General features: G+C 43.2%; 11 protein-coding genes. 9 read left to right on the top strand and 2 right to left on the bottom strand.

Going from position 1 to position 15,551, the window contains the following annotated elements; all coding sequences use genetic code 11:
* Positions 1–89 precede the first annotated feature (89 nt).
* The 6 genes from EKM61_RS07535 (at position 90) to EKM61_RS07510 (ending at position 7,095) form a co-directional block, all read left to right on the top strand.
* Positions 90–497: an acetyl-CoA carboxylase biotin carboxyl carrier protein gene (locus EKM61_RS07535; protein ID WP_068225742.1), complete on the top strand. Its 408-nt coding sequence runs from the start codon at positions 90–92 to the stop codon at positions 495–497.
* 234 nt (positions 498–731) lie between these two features.
* Positions 732–2,060: an acetyl-CoA carboxylase biotin carboxylase subunit gene (locus tag EKM61_RS07530; protein ID WP_068225741.1), complete on the top strand. Its 1,329-nt coding sequence runs from the start codon at positions 732–734 to the stop codon at positions 2,058–2,060.
* Positions 2,061–2,178: 118 nt separating this feature from the next.
* Positions 2,179–2,985: a putative hydro-lyase gene (locus tag EKM61_RS07525; protein WP_068225740.1), complete on the top strand. Its 807-nt coding sequence runs from the start codon at positions 2,179–2,181 to the stop codon at positions 2,983–2,985.
* Between the two features lie 411 nt (positions 2,986–3,396).
* On the top strand, positions 3,397–4,146 hold the full coding sequence (locus tag EKM61_RS07520) for a LamB/YcsF family protein (protein ID WP_068377117.1): 750 nt from the start codon (positions 3,397–3,399) through the stop codon (positions 4,144–4,146).
* 185 nt (positions 4,147–4,331) lie between these two features.
* Positions 4,332–5,546: an NRAMP family divalent metal transporter gene (locus EKM61_RS07515; RefSeq protein ID WP_068225738.1), complete on the top strand. Its 1,215-nt coding sequence runs from the start codon at positions 4,332–4,334 to the stop codon at positions 5,544–5,546.
* A 355-nt stretch (positions 5,547–5,901) separates the two neighbouring features.
* The gene (locus EKM61_RS07510) at positions 5,902–7,095 is read left to right on the top strand and encodes an NAD-dependent formate dehydrogenase (RefSeq protein ID WP_068225737.1); all 1,194 of its coding nucleotides are present in this window, start codon (positions 5,902–5,904) and stop codon (positions 7,093–7,095) included.
* 315 nt (positions 7,096–7,410) lie between these two features.
* Here EKM61_RS07510 and EKM61_RS07505 read toward each other — a convergent pair whose 3' ends face one another.
* Positions 7,411–7,818, bottom strand: a complete 408-nt coding sequence (locus tag EKM61_RS07505; RefSeq protein ID WP_068225736.1) for a pyridoxamine 5'-phosphate oxidase family protein — start codon at positions 7,816–7,818, stop codon at positions 7,411–7,413.
* A gap of 278 nt (positions 7,819–8,096) precedes the next feature.
* Positions 8,097–9,404 carry an aspartate aminotransferase family protein gene (locus EKM61_RS07500; protein ID WP_068377111.1) on the bottom strand — a complete coding sequence of 436 codons (1,308 nt, stop codon included), beginning with the start codon at positions 9,402–9,404 and terminating at the stop codon, positions 8,097–8,099.
* A 730-nt stretch (positions 9,405–10,134) separates the two neighbouring features.
* Here EKM61_RS07500 and EKM61_RS07495 point away from each other — a divergent pair.
* From EKM61_RS07495 to EKM61_RS07485, 3 genes are all read left to right on the top strand, one after another.
* Positions 10,135–11,325: an acetate/propionate family kinase gene (locus tag EKM61_RS07495; protein ID WP_068225734.1), complete on the top strand. Its 1,191-nt coding sequence runs from the start codon at positions 10,135–10,137 to the stop codon at positions 11,323–11,325.
* Between the two features lie 511 nt (positions 11,326–11,836).
* Positions 11,837–13,471, top strand: a complete 1,635-nt coding sequence (locus EKM61_RS07490) for an ABC-F family ATP-binding cassette domain-containing protein (protein ID WP_068225733.1) — start codon at positions 11,837–11,839, stop codon at positions 13,469–13,471.
* Positions 13,472–13,543: 72 nt separating this feature from the next.
* Positions 13,544–14,938, top strand: coding sequence for an FAD-binding oxidoreductase (locus EKM61_RS07485; RefSeq protein ID WP_068225732.1), 1,395 nt, complete (start codon positions 13,544–13,546; stop codon positions 14,936–14,938).
* The last annotated feature ends 613 nt before the right edge of the window (positions 14,939–15,551 follow it).

Genomic DNA, 15,551 nt, shown 5'->3' with positions numbered 1-15,551 from the left:
CAGGAATTTGCCTTTTTAGACACGTTTAATCTAGTTCAGCCCAAACCCAATTCCCAGCACAATCTTATCGAGGAAGGATCGATAATTACATGAATGTGGATGAAATAAAAGCACTGATGGATCACATGGCGGCCAGCAATTTGACCTCATTTACCTATCAAAATGAACAAACAACATTAAAGCTAACTAAGGAACCAAGTAATTCCCCACAACCTGAATCAACTCAGCCAACGCCAGCGCTGGAAAAGAAGCCAGCTGACGCCAAGTTAACGCTGAAGTCACCTTTGGTAGGTGTTTTCTACGCTTCGGCTTCTCCCGATGAGCCACCATTTGTCAAAACTGGCGATAACGTCGAAGTTGGGCAGACGATTGGCATCATTGAGGCAATGAAAATGATGCATGATGTGAAGGCCGATAAAGCCGGTAAAGTTACCCAGATTTTAGTTGGCAATCAACAGCGCGTAGGTTACGACGATCCGCTGTTTGAACTGGACTAGAGAGTGTTTGAAAAAGCGGTCAGATTCTGAGGATTACTAATGATGTCGATCGGACTAGGATAAACCGAAGTCCGAGTCGCAGCCTAAACAGACGAATTACCTTTGAAAAAGGTGATTTAGCTGTTGTAGCTAACCGCAGGAATCTGCTTTTTCAAACACGTTTACACTAAATTAGTTAAAATGACTACTAACCGCTTTTTCAAACACTCTAGTTTTTAATTAGGAAGTGAGTTCGTGAAAAAAGTATTGATTGCAAATCGTGGTGAAATCGCGGTACGAATTATTCGGGCCTGTCGTGAACTTAATTTGCGGACAGTTGCCATTTATTCCGTGGCCGATAAAACGGCTTTACACGTGCAACTTGCCGATGAAGCAATTTGCGTTGGCGCGGCCGATCCACAAAAGAGTTACTTGAACATTAATAATATTGTTGCGGCGGCAGTTACTACTGGCGCGGACGCAGTTCATCCGGGCTATGGTTTCTTGTCAGAAAATGCCGATTTTGCCAAAAGTTGTGAAGAACAGGGGCTGACTTTTATTGGCCCAGCGGCAAAAGTGATCGCACAAATGGGTGACAAGGCCGCCGCTCGCGAAATTATGCAGGCCGCTGATGTGCCGGTTATTCCCGGCAGTCCTGGTGGCTTTACAGAACAAAAAGTTGGCTTGCGCTTAGCTGCCGATGTCGGCTACCCGGTCATGCTAAAAGCTGCGGCAGGTGGCGGTGGCAAAGGAATGCGTGTCATTGAATCGGCCAAACAATTTAATCATGACTTTCAGTTAGCTCAAAGTGAGGCCGAAAAATCATTTGCTAATGGTGAAATGTACCTTGAAAAATACATCGATCGACCGCGGCACATTGAGGTTCAGATCATTGGTGATGAAAAGGGCCACGTTTTAGTTTTAGGCGAGCGTGATTGTTCGTTGCAGCAGCACCATCAGAAAATGATTGAAGAGGCGCCTAGTGACGTGCTTGATGAAGCAACTAGGCAGCAAATGTACGCAACTTCTGTTAACGCGGCCAAAACGATTCATTACGTTGGCGCTGGCACAATTGAATTTTTATATGCTGGCCCAGGCCAATTTTATTTTATGGAAATGAATACGCGAGTTCAGGTGGAGCACCCAATAACGGAGCTCATCACCAATCAGGACATTGTTGCTTTACAGTTAAAAGTTGCGGCTGGCGAAGAACTACCAGAAAAGCAAGCGGCGGTTCATGGTCACGCTTTGGAATGCCGGGTGAATGCACAAACGCCGGGTAAGATTACTGGTTTACATTTACCTGGTGGCAACGGTGTCCGCGTCGACACGGCCCTTTATCAAGGCTACGAAGTTCCGCCGGATTATGACGCGATGATCGCCAAGATAATCGTTTACGCCAGTGACCGCCCAACTGCAGTTGCCAAAATGAAAGTTGCTATTGAAGAAACCGTGATTAGTGGCATTCAGACTAATCTTGATTTCTTGGACGAGCTGTTAAATGCGCCAGCCTATACTGCTGATGACATTAATATTACGTTTATTGATGATTTTGTGGCGGCCAAAGTAGGTAGTAACGCTTAGAAAACTGAGCCGTATTTGAAAAATACATTTATTAGTATTTATCTGACTAATTTAGTGTAACCGTGCTTGGAATTCGGGCGCCTTTTCAAATACTTTCTGGGTTTTGGAAACTAAGGAGATGCATGCGATAGTGGATACAGAACTAACACTGACGCCTACTAAATTGCGCCAGGCGTGTCGAACTGAACAGTTTTGCGATCAAACAAGTGGCCTATGTCCCGGCTATACGCAAGCTAATTTAGTGATTTTACCGGAGAAAGATGCCTACGATTTTTTGCTATTTGCACAGCGTAATCCCAAACCGTGCTCCATTTTAGAAGTCACAGATAGCGGTAGTCGCCAGTTACAAAAATTTGCCCAGGATGTGGATTTGGCCCGGGATTTTCCCCAATACCGAATTTATCAAAAGGGCAAACTAGTGGCTGAGCCATTAAATGTGGTCGATTATTGGCGGCCTGATTTGGTTAGTTTTCTCATTGGTTGCAGTTTTTCGTTTGAAGCAGCCATGATTGCTGCGGGGATCGAAATGCGCCATATTACGGAGCACGTCAATGTGCCGATGTACAATACCAATATTCCGGCCAAGTCAGCTGGTCGTTTTCACGGCAATTACGTTGTCAGCATGCGGCCAATTCCGGAAAATCAAATTGTTCGCGCCGTAACCGTGACCGAACAGTTGCCACAAGTCCACGGCACGCCATTGCAGATTGGCGATCCGGCGACGATTGGCATTACGGATATTTCTAAACCAGATTACGGCGATGCAGTGACCATTAATCCGGGTGAAGTCCCAGTATTCTGGGCCTGTGGGGTGACACCACAAGCTGTTGTCGTTGCAAGCAAACCAGATTTCGTTATTACCCACGCACCAGGGCATATGTTGGTAACTGATATCAAAGATACCGATTTGAAGTATCAACTGTAATGAAGAGTGCTTCAAAAAGCGTTTAGATTCTGAGCATTAGCCTAAATTGACGAATTATTTGCAAAGCAAATGATTCGGCGATTGTAGCTAAGCGCAGGAATCTGCTTTTTTAAGCACGTTTAAGCAAGCTTCAAAAAGCGTTTAGATTCTACTCCGCAATTGAGGATTATTAGCACAACTCGCTAATAATCTTGATGCTTCGAATGTTGTCTATTCTTGTGGCAAAGTTCGTGCCGCAAGAACTAGCACGGCGAAAACCGCCAAGTTGAAACATGGCAAGCGCAGGAATCTGCTTTTTTAAGCACGTTTAAGCAAGATTCAAAAGGCGTTTAGATTCTGCTTCTTTAGGCACATTTTAGAATAGGTTTAGATGCTGAAATTAGTCCTTAGAAAACTTAGGAGGTTTTTAACGTGGCAAAGATAGATTTAAATTGTGATCTTGGTGAGAGTTTTGGTCGTTATACCTTAGGTTTGGACGCTGAGATTTTGCCCTACGTCACTTCGGCCAATATTGCTTGTGGTTTTCACGCCGGCGATCCAACCGTGATGGCTAGTACCGTTGCGTTGGCCGAAAAAAATCACGTGGCTTTAGGCGCTCATCCTGGTCTACCGGACTTAATGGGCTTTGGTCGCCGCAAAATGCAAATAACACCTGCTGAGGCCAAAGACTACGTTCAGTACCAAGTTGGCGCTTTGGCCGCTTTTAGTCAAACGGGAAAGTTACACCACGTTAAGCCGCATGGTGCGCTATACAACATGGCGGCTAGGGATTACGATTTGGCCCGGGGAATTTGTTTAGGCATCAAGGCAGTTGATCCAACGCTGATTTTATTCGGCCTGGCTAATAGTCAGCTGATTAAAGCGGCCCAGGATGTTAATTTACCTTACGCCCAGGAAATTTTTGCCGACCGAAATTATTTGGCTGATGGATCATTAGTCCCACGTTCACAGCCCAACGCGATGGTAACCGATGAAGAAACGGCCGTTAAACGGACGATTGCGATGATTGAATCACAAAGTGTCACTGCGGTTGATGGCCAAAAAATTGCTTTAAAGCCAGATTCGGTTTGTGTCCACGGTGACAGCGCAAAGGCAGTTGCCTTCGTTCAAAAAATTCACGCAGCGTTGTTGGCTGCTGGAATTGACGTAAGGGCAGTTTAGCGAGTGTTTAAGAGGGCGTTCAGGTTCCGAGCATTACTGACGATGTCGATCGTATCAGGATGAATCAAAGTTCGAAGCGCTGTACATGCTAATAATCTTGATTGGCCATCCGTTGTCGGTTCAACCATGGCAAGCGCAGAGATCCGCCTTTTTAAACATGCTCGAGCATGAGGGGAGAGAATTGAATGAAAGAGAATCAAACAGCAAAGAAACGTTCACCATTTAGTGTTGCCATGGGGGCAGCCTTTATGATGGCAATGGCCGCAGTTGGGCCAGGTTTTCTAACTCAAACGGCAACCTTCACGGGGAAGATGGGCGCCGATTTTGGATTTGCAATTTTAATTTGTATCATTGTTGATGTTATTGTTCAATTGAATATTTGGCGCATTATCGTGGTTTCGGGAAAAAGGGCACAGGTTTTGGCCAACGAAGTGGTTCCTGGACTTGGGTATTTGCTGACGGCCCTCATTGTTATTGGTGGTTTCTTCTTTAACATCGGGAACGTTGGCGGTGCAGGTCTTGGACTAAACGTCCTTTTTGGTATTTCACCAGAAAATGGTGCCCTAATTGCCGCCGCCGCAGCAATCGTTATCTTTTTAGTTAAGAATGCCATGTTAGTTGTTGATCGTTCGGTTCAATTTTTGGCCGTCATTAAGGTTTGTATTTTGATTTACATTTTGGCGGTATCGACAGTTCCAATTCAGCCAGCGATCGTGCATACATTTATGCCGACCCACGTTAATTTCTATTCAATCGTGACCATTGTTGGTGGGACGGTTGGCGGCTATATCTCTTTCTCCGGGGGCCATCGTTTGTTAGAAGGCGGCGTTCACGGTCAAGAGAACATCAAGTACGTTAAGGAAGGCGCATTAACCGGGATTACGATTGCGTCAATTATTCGGATCATGTTGTTCTTAGCTGGTTTGGCCGTTGTTATGGCCGGCCATAAACTGGATCCAGCTAATCCTGCTGCTTCAATTTTCAAAGACGCTGCTGGCCAGTTTGGTTATAAATTCTTTGGCCTATTGCTATTAGCGGCCGGGATGACTTCAACTTTAGGGTCAACCTTCACCTCCGTTTCTTTCTTAGATTACACAGTCAATCAAAGTAGTGAAAATAAGTATCTGCGTTTCCGTTCCTGGTTGATTGTTGCCTTTATTGTTGCTTCAACCGCAATTTTCTACTTTATTGGTAATCCAGCCAAAGTACTTGTTTTTGTAGGCGCACTTAATGGATTAATTTTGCCAATTGCGTTGGCGATTTTGTTGGTCGCCGCAACGAAAGAAAAGATCATGGGGGCGACTTACCGCCATCCACGGTGGTTGCTGATCACTGGTTGGATTGTCGTTGCGTTTATGGCCTATGCAGGCGTGCGCGCGCTTTTGACAATGCAGTTTTAGAAATAAAGGCGGTTTAAAAACGTTTCGATTTTGCTCTGTGATTTAGAGTTATTGTGGTTGGTCAGAGGATACACATTGCTACAAAATAAGATGAGGTTAGGATTTTTGTCCCAGCCCCATCTTATTTTTTGCGCAATGCTACTGGCCAGTGTTACTTTTCGACAATACTTATCGTTTAAAGATCAACCCGGCAAATTTTCAAATTAAACTGTCGCAGGCCAGTATTTTTTTCTAATTATAATTTATTGGAAGATAAGAAAAATAATTCAAAAAAATGAAGCGCTTTCCCGAAATTAAAGTATAATGAAAAATGTAAATAAAATTTTCACTCTAAATTAAGAAAGAAGGATTTTAAATGGCTAAAATCTTATGTGTTTTATACCCCGATCCAATTAATGGCTACCCAACTGACTACGCCCGGGATTCAATTCCGCAAATTACGCAGTATCCTGACGGCAGCAGTGTGCCAACGCCTAAGGCAATCGACTTCACTCCGGGGCAATTACTAGGCAGTGTTTCTGGTGAACTTGGATTACGAAAATTTCTTGAGGCCCAAGGTCATGAATTAGTTGTCACTTCTGATAAAGAGGGGCCTGATTCAGTTTTTGATCGTGAATTACCAGATGCAGATGTGGTGATTTCGCAACCATTCTGGCCGGCTTATTTAACGGCTGAACGGCTTGCAAAGGCTAAAAAATTAAAATTGGCGATTACGGCCGGAATTGGTTCTGATCACGTTGATCTTAATGCGGCTAATCAGCATAATATTACTGTGGCTGAGGTTACGTATAGCAATAGTGTTAGTGTTGCCGAACATGATGTGATGCAGGTTCTTGCCTTGGTCCGCAACTTTGTGCCCGCTCACGATGTTGTTCGTTCCGGCGGTTGGAATATTGCTGACATTGTGGAACATGCTTATGATTTAGAGGGCATGACAGTTGGCGTGGTTGGTGCCGGGCGAATTGGCCAGGCAGTGCTGCGGCGCCTCAAACCATTTGATGTTAGTTTGTTTTACAATAAACGTCACCAGTTGTCGACTGAGTTAGAACAAGAACTTGGTGCAACCTACATCAAAGACGTTCACGAGTTGGCGGCAAAAATGGACGTTGTTGTTTTATGCCCACCTTTGCACAGCGAAACTTACCATCTATTTGATACGGAAATGATCAATTCAATGAAGCGCGGCGCCTACATTGTTAACGATAGTCGCGGTGAATTAGTTGATCGCGATGCCATCGTTACTGCCTTGAAATCTGGCCAGTTAGCTGGTTACGCTGGGGACGTTTGGTACCCCCAGCCTGCGCCCGCTGACCATCCATGGCGATCAATGCCCCATGAGGCCATGACGCCACATATGTCGGGCACAACACTTTCGGCTCAGGCACGTTATGCTGCCGGAACCCGGGAGATTTTGGAGGCCTTTTTGGCAAACAAACCAATTCGCCCAGAATACTTGATCGCTGAAGGGGGCCAACTTGCTGGGACTGGTGCTAAATCTTATACCGTGAAAAAAGGCCAAGATACTCCTGGTAGTGGGCACAAAGAATAATAAGAACTTTTTAACTGCAATGGTTTGCGCAGGACACATTAAAACGGCTACGACAAAATTTTATTTTTGCCGTAGCCGTTTTAGGTTATAAAATTAGTTTTTTAATATTATTTAGGCCGTATCCTCAAATTTAAAATTGTTCGTTATTTATAAGAATTCAACTATTTTCAAAGCAAGTGTCCGACTTTTTCTAAATTACCTTACTAAATAACTGCAAAATTTCATTAATTGAATAGGTTTATTGATTTTGAAAATACACCCTAATTTTTTAAATCAAAATTCACTGCTCCTAGCTGCAAATTCAGTTAACATCAATTAAAACGTTAACGTCTCTGTTTGATTATCAGCGGTAACGTCAACTGAATTAAAGTCAACCGTAAAGAAATCATTATGTGCAGCATAAGCGGCACTATTTGGGAATTTATCAAAGTAAGCCTGCTTCATTGAGTCAGTTAACGTTACTTTTTGAATCTTGGCCTGCTTGGCGCGGGCGTACTTTTGTTCACTAACTGCTTGCGTGGTAAAGGCTGCAACGGAATGAGCGGTGATTTCCGCCACTTTCGGTGAATCAGCACCGGACATGAACAATAGTTGATGTGTTTCTGGTAGGTAAACAAATAAAACGATTCTAACATCTGGTGCTTGTCCATCAACCGTCAACGTTGCAATGGCTACTTGAGCGGCTTCTTGCATAATTTGATCAAATTTATCCTGTACATTCATAAATAATGCATCTCCTTGATAACAAAAATTAACACTGTTCATTATTTGGATAAAATCAGCAATTTTGTTTCTCATGCTTTATTCAACTTTATTATAAGATTTTAAAAATCACTGTCCATTAAATCGCTGTTCAAATTAAAGCAAAATTACGCACATAATTAGTCGTAGTCACGGTGGTTATACGGCTTATTTGGAAAAGAGCTCAGGCCCTGAGTATTACTGCCGTTGTCGCTTGGACCAAGTCAGAGTAGCGCAAAAGTCAGATTTAGCAACGCGCTTTAATAACGTTTAAAAGCCTGATCAATCACCGTAAAGGCTTGATCCAATTGTGCGCGGGTGATTACCAGTGGTGGTTGGAACCGTAAAATATGATCCAGACCAGTAATCATTAAAACGCCGTGTTCAAAGCAGTCGCGGATAATCGTTTGGGCAGCGTTCACTGCTGGCTGCTTTGTTTGCCGATCGGTAACTAGCTCAATCCCGGCGTTAAGGCCAATGCAGCGCACATCGCCAATTAAGGGGTACTTTTGTTGTAGTGCCCGCCATTTATCGGCGGCATACTGACCATCAATTTTTGATTTAGTGACTAATTTTTCTTGATCAATGACGTCCAAAGTGGCTAGGGCGGCCGCACAACAAATTGGGTTGGCCGCGGTTGTTGTAGCGTTGGCCGGTGCCGGTAAACTGTCCATGATTTCAGAACGACCAATCACTGCCGACAAAGGCATGCCGGACGCTAGCGATTTACCTGTGGCCAATAAATCAGGGACGATACCGTAGTGATCAATCGACCAGTAAGTACCGCTGCGACCTAATCCTTGGTTGATTTCGTCAACGGCAAACATGATCCCATTTTGCCGACAAAAGTTAGCCAAGGACTGTAGGTAGGCCTTAGGCGGTGCAATAATGCCAGCGTCACCTTGAATCGGTTCAATGATAATTGCGGCTACCTCTTCAACGGGTAGGTCACGCTCGAATAATTGTTTGAATTCGTAAAAGCTACGTTTGGCAAAGGCCGCCGTCGTTTCGTTGGGTAATTGATCACGATAAGCGTTTGGAAAATGAACGTGGTAGACGTCAGGTAGTAAAGGGCCCATTTTTCGGTGCATGTTTGGGCTAATTGCGGACAAAGTTGCGGCGCCCAAAGTCGTACCGTGCCAGCTGTTACTGAAAGAAAGGATGATTGGCCGTTTGGTATAGGCACGGGCAAATTTAATTAAGCCCTCGGCGGCCTCGGAGCCAGAAGTGCTAAAAGAGACCTTTTTCGGCGCAGTACCAGGGGCTAATTTAGCCAAACGCTCAGCCAATTTGATTTCAGGTTGGTGGTAAAAGTAGCCAGAAATATAGTGAACAAGCTGATCAGCCTGCTGTTTGATGGCCTGGACCACTTCCGGCCTGCTGTGCCCGACATTAACGGCCGATACACTGGCCAGCAAATCAATGTAGTGATTGCCATCAACGTCCCACAACTCGGCTCCTAAACCATGATCAACGACTAAATTAAAAAAAGGTAAACGCCCTGCGCCAGCAAAATAGCGCTGGTCTTGGGTGACTAATTGTTCATCCCGTTGATGCTGTCTTGTCATAACTGCCACCTCCAAGGGAGTGTTTGGAAAAGCGTCCAGATTCTGAGGATTAACCTAAACAGACGAATTACCTTTGAAAAAGGTGATTTGGCTGTTGTAGCTACTATTACGCAATTGAGGATTATTACTAGCCTCGCTGACGATGTCGATCGGACTAGAATGAACCGAAGTCCGAATCGCAGCACAAAACGCTAATAATCTAGATGCTTCATACGTTGTCCATTCAACTACTACTTCGCAATTATGGTTAGTTATTTGCAAAGATCGCAAATAACTCATGATGCTTCGAATGTTGTCTATTCTTGTGGCAAAGTACGTGCCGCAAGAACTAGCACGGCCAAAACCGCCAAGTTGAAACATGGCAACCGCAGGAATCTGCTTTTTCAAGCACGTTTATACTAAACTAGTCAAGTAAATAACTAATAAAGGTGTTTTTTAAATATGACCCAAATTCTACCATTCAAACACTCTCTAATTATAGCAAAAATAAATGTGAAAATAGAAGTTAGATTTTGAACGCAACTTTATTCATGCTTTACTAGGATATAAGTTTTAAAAATTAAAGTAGGTAAGGTTGATATTGTTTGTAAAATGGTTGTGCTAAGAGTGAACCGCGGCTTCAATAACGGCCTTTGCAATAATTTAAAAACTTTATTTTCTGAAAACGTTGTATAAGGCTTTTCCCACCGCGCATTTATCTGTATGATAAAAGTGATAACGGAGGTGCGCTATGCAAAAGATTTTGATTTTAAATGCAGGAAGTTCGTCACTTAAGTGGCAGCTATTTGAAATGCCCAGTGAAACGGTGATCGCCAAAGGTGCAGTTGATCGTTTGGCGATGACCGATTCGATTTTTACCATTAAATATGCGGGCAATCAGAAATATACGAAAACAATTGATCATTTAGATCACGAAGACGCCGCACAATTATTGCTAGCCAAATTACAAGAGCTCAACATTATTACGAGTCTAAGTGATTTAAGTGGTGTGGGCCACCGCGTCGTTGCCGGTGGGGAAGTCTTCAAACACGCGGTGAAAGTAACACCAGAACGTCTAAAGCAAATTGATTCAATGAAGGCTTTTGCGCCCTTACACAACCCAATGGAAGTTAACTATATTAAAATAATGCAGCACGTCTTACCCCAAGTTGCGCAATATGCAGTTTTTGACAGTCAGTTTTTTACTGATTTACCAGAAGAAAACGCCATTTACAGTATTCCCTACGAAGATACGCAAAAGTTCAATATTCGGCGTTACGGCGAACACGGAATTAGCCATCAGTACCTGGCCAATCGCGCTGCCGAGCTACTTGGTAAACCATTAGCCGATTTAAAAATGATCACTTTACATTTAGGCAGTGGTTCATCAGTGGCTGCCGAAAAAAGCGGTAAGGCCTATGATACCTCGATGGGCTTTACGCCGCTGACTGGCCTGACGATGGGAACACGCGCGGGCGATGTTGATCCGGCGGTTGTGCCCTATTTAATGGAGAAGCTGCATCTAGACTCAGCAACGGATGTCATTAAACGTTTAAATCAGCAGTCAGGCCTACTGGGTATTTCGGGAATTTCTTCTGATATGCGTGATTTAAAGGCGGCCACCGATAATCCCCGGGCGCAGTTAGCAATTGAAATTTTTATCAACCGCGTAGTTAAATACGTAGGAAGTTACTTTGCCGAATTAGGTGGTTTGGACGTCCTTGTTTTTGCGGGCGGTATTGGTGAACATAACGCCGAACTACGGGCTGAGATTGGCAAACGGCTGGCAGCACTAGGTGTCACGATTGATTCAAAATTGAACGCGGCCGGCAAGGAAGGACTACTGTCAATGCCAGAAGCCAAGGTGCAAGTGATGCTAGTGCCAACCAATGAAGAATTGGCGATGGTTCGCCAGGTGGGAGCATCGCTAGAGAGTGTTTGAAAAAGCGGTTAGATTATGGAGTATAGCCTAGACGGGCGAAAAGAGACGCGCAGCGGATCGTTCGACCGGCGTAGCTAACCGCAGGAACCTGCTTTTTCAAACACGTTTCCGCTAAATCCGCTAGGGGGCTACTGTTAAAAATATTTTCAAAACACGATCTAAATCAATGTACGGTAAGCTGGATTCCTTTAAAATGAACCCTAATTAACTTAATTTTAAATACCGCAAACATCCTTTGCTTCAAATGGCCTGACTTAAACTATAAGTGCTACATTGACCCCTTAACTTAAACAGAGTCCCCCGTAATCCAGATTTCTTTTCTAGATTACGGGAGGCCCTTTTTTTGCTAGAAAGGCGTTTCTATGTTAAAGTGGTCCTTTGGGTCAATTTGAAATTTTTAATGAAAAGATTGTTATAGTAGTACTTTTAGTGTTGATCGAAATTGAAAGTTTAATAAAATTATAAAAATGCTGTTTATATTGTAGAAACACGAATTAAGGAGGTTCATTCATTGATTACTGTTAGTAATATGAGTTTAAGTTTTTCCGACCGTAAGCTGTATGATGACGTCAATTTGAAATTTACGCCAGGTAATTGTTACGGCATTATTGGTGCCAATGGTGCTGGCAAATCAACTTTTTTGAAAATATTGGAAGGTAAAATCAAACCGACTACAGGAACGGTTTCGATTTCACCAAATGAACGAATGGCGAGCCTGAACCAGGATCACTATGCTTTTGAAGATGAAACGGTGCTGAACACGGTTATCCAGGGGCATAAGCGTTTATACGAAATCATGCAGGAAAAGGATGCCTTGTACGCTAAGGCTGATTTTAGTGACGCCGATGGGATGAAAGCTGCCGAACTAGAAGGCGAGTTTGCTGAATTAGATGGTTGGAGCGCCGAAACTGAAGCTGATCAATTGCTGCAACAATTAGGCATTGATGAAAAAATGCAGCAGTTAAAAATGAGTGAACTAACTGAAAACGATAAAGTTAAGGTCTTGTTGGGCCAAGCCTTATTTGGCAAACCTGATATTTTGTTATTGGACGAACCAACAAATGGCCTGGACACGCAGACAATTCAATGGTTGGAAAATTTCTTGGGCGATTTTCCCAATACAGTCATCGTTGTCTCACATGATCGCCATTTTCTGAACACGGTTTGTACCCAAATGTGTGACGTTGATTTCGGTAAAATCCAACTATTCGTTGGTAATTACGATTTCTGGCTGGAATCCAGTCAATTAGCTGCCAAGTTGAAATCTGACGCCAATGCCAAAAAAGAAGATCAAATTAAGGAATTACAAGCATTCGTGGCTCGTTTTAGCGCCAACGCTTCAAAATCGAAACAGGCAACGTCACGGAAAAAGCAATTAGAGAAAATTACCTTAGATGATATTAAGCCATCAAGTCGCCGCTACCCGTACATTAAATTTGAAAGCGAACGACCTCTGGGTAATGACTTATTACGTGTGGAAAATATTTCCAAAACCGTCGATGGCGTTAAGATCTTGGATAACATTACCTTTACCATTCAGCCGGGCGAAAAGGCGGCCTTAATTAGTCGTAGCGATTTGGCAACGACAACTTTAATGCAGATTTTAGCAGGCAAATTGCAGCCTGATCACGGCACGGTTACTTGGGGAATTACGACGCAACGTAGTTATTTGGCGAAGGATATTAACGCTGAATTTGATAATAGTGAACTTTCCATTTTGGACTGGTTACGCCAGTTTGCATCCAAGGAACAAAGCGATAATACGTTTTTACGTGGTTTCTTAGGCCAAATGCTATTTTCAAATGATGATGTGTTGAAAAAACTAAACGTACTATCTGGTGGCGAGAAGGTTCGCTGCATGTTAGCGAAGTTGATGCTAACCAAGGCCAACGTGCTCTTGTTAGATGATCCAACTAATCATTTGGATCTTGAATCAATTACAGCATTAAATAATGCTTTAGTTGATTATAAGGATTCCATTATTTTAACTTCCCACGATTACGAATTTATCCAAACCATCGCTGACCACATTGTCGAAGTAACGCCAAATGGTGCGATTGATCGTGCCGAAACGACTTACACGGAGTTCCTAGATCACCAAGACGTTCAAAAAAAGGTTGCGGCACTTTACGCCGAAGCCAAATGATTGAGCTAGCGTATGATAAATGGTAAAGTGGCTCCTGGAACTTGATTTTATTAGTTGAAGGGAAGTTTTAGTATGGCCGTTTTTCGTGCGTACAGTGATGAACAAAAAATTGAATATTTAAAACAAGCAGCGCCTAACGCTGATGTTTATACCGATAATGCAACCTTGGCGAAGCATTTAAATGCACCACAGGGAATGCAAGTCGCAACTGGTAAATTATTTGCTTATGTAGCGGTCAGCAATGTCGCGGATATTCAGGGCGTTTTACAGGCCGCCCGAAAATTTCACATTGCGGTTATTCCACAAACAACGGCAACTAGTACCGTTTCCGGCTCTGATGGCATTGATGGCGCGATTATCTTGTCGACTGCCAAGATGGCCAAAATTTTAGAAGTCAACCGTGAGGACCAAGTTGCCGTTGTCCAACCTGGTGTTATTAATAAGGATTTGGACACTGCCGCTAGAAAAATTGGTATGTTTTACGCACCAGATCCGGGTTCTAAACCAATTTCCGCAGTTGGCGGCAACGTTGCGACTAACGCAGGTGGGATGAGTACCGTGAAATACGGTGCAACTAAGGATTCGGTATTAGGGATGAAGGTCGTCTTGGCTGATGGCCGCGAAATCTCACTTGGTCACCGCACTTTAAAGCAGGCTTTTGGTTACAATTTAACCCAATTATTTGTTGGGTCAGAAGGAACTTTAGGCATCATTACTGAAATTACCGTTAAATTGTTCCCAATTCCTTTGGGCACATCCGTAACGGGGGTTGCTTTTTTCAAGGATATGACCGAATTATCTAAAGCAGTTACTGAAATTCGCGCCTCTGGTGTTTACCCAGCAATGCTTGAAGCCTTGGACGCACACACGGTTGAAGCAATTGATAAGTATGAAGGAACCCACTATTCTGATAATAGTGGCGCCATGTTGATTTTACGCCTTGATACTGGTGGCGATGCGGCCTTGAAGGCTACTGAAAAAATTCTGGATCAGTTTAACGCCCAGAACTTGCAGGTTACTTCTGATCCAAAGAAGGCTGCTGCAATCGAAAAATTGCGCCAAGATATGTTACCAGCAGTTTTTGCCAATGGTAATCACGTGATGGAGGATATGGCAGTTCCCATGTCTAAGCTGGCGCCAATGATGGATTACATCAGTGAAGTTGGCAAAAAATTGGACGTTGATATTTATACGGCAGGTCACGCCGGCGATGGCAATGTTCATCCAAGTTTAATTTGGCCAAAAGAAGAAAAGGAAGTCCCTGAAAAAGTTATTCAGGCTTTACAACTAATGTTCCACGAAACTTTACGCCTAGGTGGCACAATTTCCGGTGAACATGCAGTTGGCATGTTGAAAAATCAGTGGGTAAATGAAGAATTAGGTGACGATGTTGATATGCTTCAACACCAGATCAAAGATTTATTTGACCCAATGAATTTGTTAAATCCAAAACGGAAGATTGACTAGCAAGATCTACTTAAGAATTATAGCTAGTGTTTGGTACGTTTAAACTTAATTAATCTTTTTATACAATTGAATACGCTAATAACTAGGACCAGCTGATCAATTTGTCATCGGTTAGTAGGTCAAGGAGTGTTTTCCTGATTATTTTGATGGAAACGTGTTTGAAAAAGCAGATTATTGCGTATAGCTACGCCAGTCGAACGATCCGCTGCGCGTCTCTTTTCGCCTAGCTAGGCTATACTCCATAATCTAACCGCTTTTTCAAACACTCTCCTAGTTATTAGCGTATTTTTGTGCACCTAAAACAATTTTCGCAAGCAAATTGATGTATAAATATTAGGCCGCTTCTGCTAAAATAGGGCTATTTAATTGAAAACGTTTCTCAATTATGAATATGAGCCAAAGGTGGATTAGTATGGCAAAGTTAGTTGGAAAAGATTTGGTTATTGGTTACCGCCAGCAGGTTATTATGGCTCTCTGTCAAATCCTGTTGATAGCCAATTTTACAGTGTTAGAAGTTAGGCAACTTCTAATGCTGTTTTTTTATTTGGTTTGGTGCGCATTTGTTGTAGTTTGATCCGTGAAACTAAATGGTGATAGTTGCGAAAACCAAAGG

This window comes from Loigolactobacillus backii (assembly GCF_003946275.1).
In the GTDB taxonomy this organism is placed as follows: Bacteria; Bacillota; Bacilli; order Lactobacillales; family Lactobacillaceae; genus Loigolactobacillus; species Loigolactobacillus backii.
This window is presented reverse-complemented; position numbering and strand designations above follow the sequence as displayed.

What these genes read in the sequence shown, in the direction of transcription:
- EKM61_RS07500 (WP_068377111.1), bottom strand. Translation starts at nt 9,404, where the DNA reads ATGACAAGACAGCATCAACGGGATGAACAATTAGTCACCCAAGACCAG.
- EKM61_RS07495 (WP_068225734.1), top strand. Translation starts at nt 10,135, where the DNA reads ATGCAAAAGATTTTGATTTTAAATGCAGGAAGTTCGTCACTTAAGTGG.
- EKM61_RS07525 (WP_068225740.1), top strand. Translation starts at nt 2,179, where the DNA reads ATGCATGCGATAGTGGATACAGAACTAACACTGACGCCTACTAAATTG.
- EKM61_RS07515 (WP_068225738.1), top strand. Translation starts at nt 4,332, where the DNA reads ATGAAAGAGAATCAAACAGCAAAGAAACGTTCACCATTTAGTGTTGCC.
- EKM61_RS07535 (WP_068225742.1), top strand. Translation starts at nt 90, where the DNA reads ATGAATGTGGATGAAATAAAAGCACTGATGGATCACATGGCGGCCAGC.
- EKM61_RS07510 (WP_068225737.1), top strand. Translation starts at nt 5,902, where the DNA reads ATGGCTAAAATCTTATGTGTTTTATACCCCGATCCAATTAATGGCTAC.
- EKM61_RS07485 (WP_068225732.1), top strand. Translation starts at nt 13,544, where the DNA reads ATGGCCGTTTTTCGTGCGTACAGTGATGAACAAAAAATTGAATATTTA.
- EKM61_RS07505 (WP_068225736.1), bottom strand. Translation starts at nt 7,818, where the DNA reads ATGAATGTACAGGATAAATTTGATCAAATTATGCAAGAAGCCGCTCAA.